The organism is Streptomyces sp. SID3343 (genome assembly GCF_009865215.1).
In the GTDB taxonomy this organism is placed as follows: Bacteria; Actinomycetota; Actinomycetes; order Streptomycetales; family Streptomycetaceae; genus Embleya.
Map to the genome: position 1 here is coordinate 1 of NZ_WWJX01000018.1, position 4,701 is coordinate 4,701.

Genomic DNA, 4,701 nt, shown 5'->3' on the forward strand with positions numbered 1-4,701 from the left:
GCGTGAGCGCGTGAGCGCGTGAGCGCGTGAGCGCGGGGACCGCTCTCGTCGTCGGGGCATCCCGCAACCTCGGGCTCGGCCTCGCCACCGAGTCCCCCTGGGTACAGGGGGCGCATCGAGTGCATCGAGTGCATCGAGTGCAACGACGTCCCCGGCGAGCCGGAGGTCCGTGTGCCGGATCGACGGTGCCGGGGCGGCAGCTCCTGCGGGATCAGTGAATCTTCGAAACCCTCACGAAGCAATCGACTGACTCAAAGATGAGGGAGGGACGACCGGAACCGTGTGCGGGCTCCTGAGCGGTCGGAGCGGCTGCTTGGTCGCTTCCCGCTGCCCGCTGCCCGCTGCCCGCTGCCCGGAAGCCTCACGCGGTGTTCGGGCCCCCGGCGAACGCGAGTGATCCGAGAAAGCGCGTCTGCTCGTGTTCCACCGTGGCGTCCAGCTCGGCCATGGCCTCCAGGGCGCGCGGATCGCCGAGCGTCATGGCACCGAGTGCGCGCTCCAAGTGGCCCTGGTCCTCGATCTCCCACAGGTTGAATGCCTCGTACAGCGGCCCGACCTGCGTCACGGTGCCCGCGACCAGCGCGATGCCCTGCGATTCGAAGAGTTCGCGGATGGTCACCATGGCGGCTTCGTAGCGCGCCAGATTCGCGAAACCGTACTTGAGCCGGAGCTGCGCCAGCATGTAGCTGCTCATCTGTCTGCCTTTCCTGCGGGGCCCGTCGGGGCTTCCCCAGGAAGGTAGACGTTCACACAGGTGTGAAGGGCAAGTCAGTGTTGTCGGTCACCGCGTTCAGTACGGCTTCCAGGCCGGTCAGCTTGGCGTGCAGTTCTTCCGCTTCACGTGAGAGTTCGGCGTGCCGCGTACGCAGTAGAGCCTCGACCCGCGGCGCGGAGTCGGGGAGTTTCCACTCCCGGACCACCGTAAGGATCAGGTCGCTCGGCAGGCCCGCGCCGTACAGACGCTGGATGAACCCGACACAGTCGGCGTCTTTGGCCTGGTACCTGCGGTGCCCCACGGCGTTGCGCGACGGGAGCAGGAGACCTTGCTCCTCGTAGTACCGCAGTGATCGCGTGCTCACGTGGCACCGGTGGGCGAGTTCACTGATCGACAGCGACACGAGGTTCGAATCGGGGTTCCCCTGGGGGCTGGACTCGGAGGTCGATTCGAGGCTGTGCGCCGGCCTGCCCCCGCGCGGCGAGACGACCCTCTGCGACGCTGCGGCGCCATCACCGGACGGGTCATTCGAGGCATCGGAACGCATAGTGAACTCTAGCCCTCCCTCGACCGGTGCCGTCGGGTGGCTTCGTTCACTTCCGAGAGCAGCGTTTGTTCATTGTTTTGGGCTGCGGTGGATGAGGCTCGGTGGCGTCGATGTTCACGTGAAATGACGTCACCGAGGTCCCGTTGTGTGGGCGGTCAGCGGCTTCGGCCCGAAGCGGACCGCCCTGGTCGGTGAACAGAAACTCGGGTTCGACATGCTGGTGCGATGAGTGATCGTGCGGGTGTTCCGGTGAAGGTGTGGTTCGCCCTTGACCGGGACGAGGACGGTTGGCCGCCGGTCGGTGTCGAGAGCCTTTGGGCGGTCGACGTCGGCGAGGGACTGGTTCGGATCGACAACGTGCCGTTCTTCGTGCGCGACCTCGCGCTCGGTGACATCGTGCGCACCCGGGTCGACTCCGAGGACGGGCGCCTGCACTTTCGGGAACGGCTGCGCTGGTCGGGAAACTGCACTGTGCGTGTGATTCCGTTCCGGGACGGGGCCCTGCGGGGTGATATGCAGGCCGTGCTCGACCTGTTCGGGCCGTTGGGGGTCTCCGGTGAGGGGGTCGAGCGTTTCGGGCTCGTGGCACTCGGCGTGCCGGCGAACGCGGACTTCGGGCCGGTCCGGGAGTTGTTGGCGCGGGGCGCGATCGAAGAGTGGTGGGACTTCGAGGAGAGCTGTGTGGGCGACGCGTGGGAGGCAGCCACGATCTGATGGCCAATCGAGGTCGATTGGTGGTGACGTATCACCGCTACTCGCCCTCGAAGGGCGATCGCCGGCCCTGCCACCCACGTGGGTGGCAGGGCCGGCGTGTCGACAGGGCGGTGGGTCACCCGGTTTCGGCACGTCCCTCGGCTCGTGCGCGGGTGCTGGCGAGGCGGTAGGAGTCGGTGCCGGTTTCGATGATGGTGCCGTTGAAGGTGAGGCGGTCGACGATGGCCGCGCAAAGCCGGGGGTCCGTGAATGTCTTGGTCCAGCAGCCGAAGGACTCGTTGGAGGCGATGGCGACGCTGTTCTTCTCCTCGCGTTCGGTCAGCACCTGGAAGAGGAGTTCGGCGCCGTGGCGGTCCAGTTCCATGTAGCCGAGCTCGTCGACGCAGAGGAGATCGACGCGGCCGTAGCGGGCGATGGTCTTGTTGAGCTGCTTCTCGTCGGCGGCCTCGACCAGTTCGTTCACCAGCTTCGTGGCGAGCGTGTAGCGGACGCGGTAGCCCTTCATCGCCGCTTCGGTGCCCAGGGCGATGAGCATGTGGGACTTGCCGGTGCCGGAGTCGCCGATCAGGCAGAGTGGCTGGCTCTTCTTGATCCATTCGCAGCTGGCGAGGGTATGGATGGTGGCCGCGTCGATGTTCGGGTTGGCCTCGAAGTCGAAGGCCCGCAGGGACTTCTCCCGCGGGAAGCCCGCCGCCCTGATCCGCCGTTCGGAACGGCGTCGGCCCCGGTCGTCGCACTCGATCATCAACAGTTCGGCGAGGAAGCCGCGGTAGGTCATCTGTTCCTTGATCGCCCCGTCGGCGATGTCGGAGAACTCGTTGCGGATCGAGGGCAGCCGCAACAGGCGGCAGGCGTTGTCGATTGCGGCGTCGGCGGCCTGCTCGGTCAAGTTTCGCTGGCGGGGCAGAGTCACTGTGCCTCTCCCTCACGGTGTTCGCTGCCACTGGCGCGGCGGCGTCGGAGCAGTTGGTCGTAGAGGGTCACCGACGGCAGCGGCCTGGTGTCCGGCGGCAGATGTGCGAGCCGCCACTCGTGCAGCGACGTGACGCCGGCCGGCGTCTGCCCGGGAACCGCCGGCATGGACGCCCCGCCGATCGGCTCGTCCTCCGCCTGGGCGGCCTTGCGCGCTTCCAGGGCGACAGCGTCGGAGGTCAGGGCGCCGGCCCGCAGCGCGGTGGCCAGGCCCGCGACCACGTGCTCGTGGGGGAGGTACCGGTTCAGCAGCAGGACTTCGATCAACGCCCGGGTGCCGTCCCTCTCACCGTGAACCTTGCGGGCCTGCGCCCACCAGGCGTCGTGGACCGGGGTGAACTTTCCGGCTGACCGGGCCTGTTCCAGGGCCGTGGCACCCGGGAAGGCGCCCGGCTTGCGGATGAGGGCTTCGAGGTAGTGGTCCAGGTCCAGACGGCAGCCGCCCTTCGCGATCAACCTCTCGTGCCGGGCCACATCGACGTTCTTTTCGTAGACCACCAGGTGAGAGGCGTGCAGGACTACTCGCACCCGCTTGCGATCAGGCGGGTCGGGACCGAGTAGCGGTTGGTGCGGACGGCGATCTGGCTGTAGCGGTCGACTCGCGGCGTGAACAGCCGGCCCGTCTCGAACGGCTCCTCCGGCAACGGCGTCAACAACGGCTGCTCGATGGCGAAGTACTCGTCGACGGTCCGTGGCCGCGAACCGATCCGACGGTGCCCGTCGTGCAGGTCCCACTGTTCGACCATCTCGTTCAGCTCGGCGAGCGAGTCGACTTCCGGGACCGGTGTGAAGTGGTTGCGGCGGAAGTAGCCGATCATCCCTTCGACTCCACCCTTCTCGTGGGCGCCTTCGATACCCGGCCGGCAGTAGAAACTCTCGATGTTGAAGTGTGAACGGAAGGCGATCCACCGGTCGGTCTCCACCCTCGCCCGGCTCAGCCCCAGCACCTGGGCGACGGCCGACTTCAGGTTGTCGTAACGGATCTTGCTTCGCGGGACGCCACCCAACGTGCGAAGCGCGTGCACGTGCCCTTCGAAGAAGGCCTCCTGGCCGCAGGAGGCGAAGACCCGGTGAACGGCCTTGCCCGAGTAGGACAGGCGGAGCGAGAACAAATAGCAGGTCACCAGCTCGCCCGCCAGGCGCACGGTCACATCGCCGAAGTCGACCTCCGCCTCGTGACCGGGCAGATGAGTCTGCGGCACGAACACTTCCGCCGGGGCCTTGCCCGAGGCCGCGAGAATCTCCGGCTTCCGGTCGCAGACGTAGCGCCGGACCATCTGGTAGGACACATCGGCACCGTGCTCCTCGACGAGCCGGTGGAAGATCCGTGTGATCGTGTGACGCTGCTTGCGCGGCGCGTCGAGGTCCGTCCGCAGCATCTCGTCGATCGCCGGCTTGTACGGGTCCAGACCGGTCCGCCGCGGTGGCGGCTTCTTCCGCGGCTCCGGCCAGACCGAGTCCACGGCCTTCTTCACCGTCCGCCACGACACGTTGTACTTGCGCTCAAGCTCGCGCATCTTCATGCCAGCACGGTGATCACGCCGGATCGCTGCGTACAACTCGACCTTGGACATCTGCGGCATGACCAGGACCTTTCACCAGGAGCATCCCGATGCTGCCCTGGCAAGTACCCCAGTGCTGTCAAAACTCGGGTTCTGGCCCAGGTTTTGTGGAGTCTGACTGTGCGTCACGGGTTCGGGGCCAGGCGGCTTCTTTCGGGAAGGGCGCGCAGTGCCGGTGACGTGAGTTCCAG

The 4,701-nt window shown here is 67.0% G+C and carries 4 protein-coding genes and 1 pseudogene; 1 reads left to right on the top strand and 4 read right to left on the bottom strand.

Annotated features, from left to right (window positions below; translation table 11 throughout):
• Positions 1-361: 361 nt before the first annotated feature.
• Together GT354_RS00695 and GT354_RS00700 are read right to left on the bottom strand one after the other, a co-directional pair.
• Positions 362-694, bottom strand: a complete 333-nt coding sequence (locus GT354_RS00695) for an NIPSNAP family protein (protein WP_161354169.1) — start codon at positions 692-694, stop codon at positions 362-364.
• A gap of 52 nt (positions 695-746) precedes the next feature.
• Entirely contained in the window at positions 747-1,118 is a 372-nt protein-coding gene (locus GT354_RS00700) for a MerR family transcriptional regulator (RefSeq protein WP_346011768.1), read from the bottom strand.
• Positions 1,119-1,487: 369 nt separating this feature from the next.
• Here GT354_RS00700 and GT354_RS00705 point away from each other — a divergent pair, with 369 nt between their 5' ends.
• On the top strand, positions 1,488-1,976 hold the full coding sequence (locus GT354_RS00705; protein ID WP_161354170.1) for a DUF4265 domain-containing protein: 489 nt from the start codon (positions 1,488-1,490) through the stop codon (positions 1,974-1,976).
• Between the two features lie 115 nt (positions 1,977-2,091).
• Here the strand turns inward: GT354_RS00705 and istB are convergent, their stop codons facing one another.
• Both istB and istA read right to left on the bottom strand, forming a co-directional pair.
• Entirely contained in the window at positions 2,092-2,889 is a 798-nt protein-coding gene (gene istB / locus GT354_RS00710; protein ID WP_161354171.1) for an IS21-like element helper ATPase IstB, read from the bottom strand.
• Positions 2,886-4,522: pseudogene (istA, locus tag GT354_RS00715) on the bottom strand (IS21 family transposase). Before istA ends, istB begins: the two are co-directional and overlap by 4 nt.
• Between the last annotated feature and the right edge of the window lie 179 nt (positions 4,523-4,701).

Bases quoted from the DNA above. Each gene is read 5' to 3' on its own strand.
- GT354_RS00695 (WP_161354169.1), bottom strand. From the start codon at position 694: ATGAGCAGCTACATGCTGGCGCAGCTCCGGCTCAAGTACGGTTTCGCG.
- GT354_RS00705 (WP_161354170.1), top strand. From the start codon at position 1,488: ATGAGTGATCGTGCGGGTGTTCCGGTGAAGGTGTGGTTCGCCCTTGAC.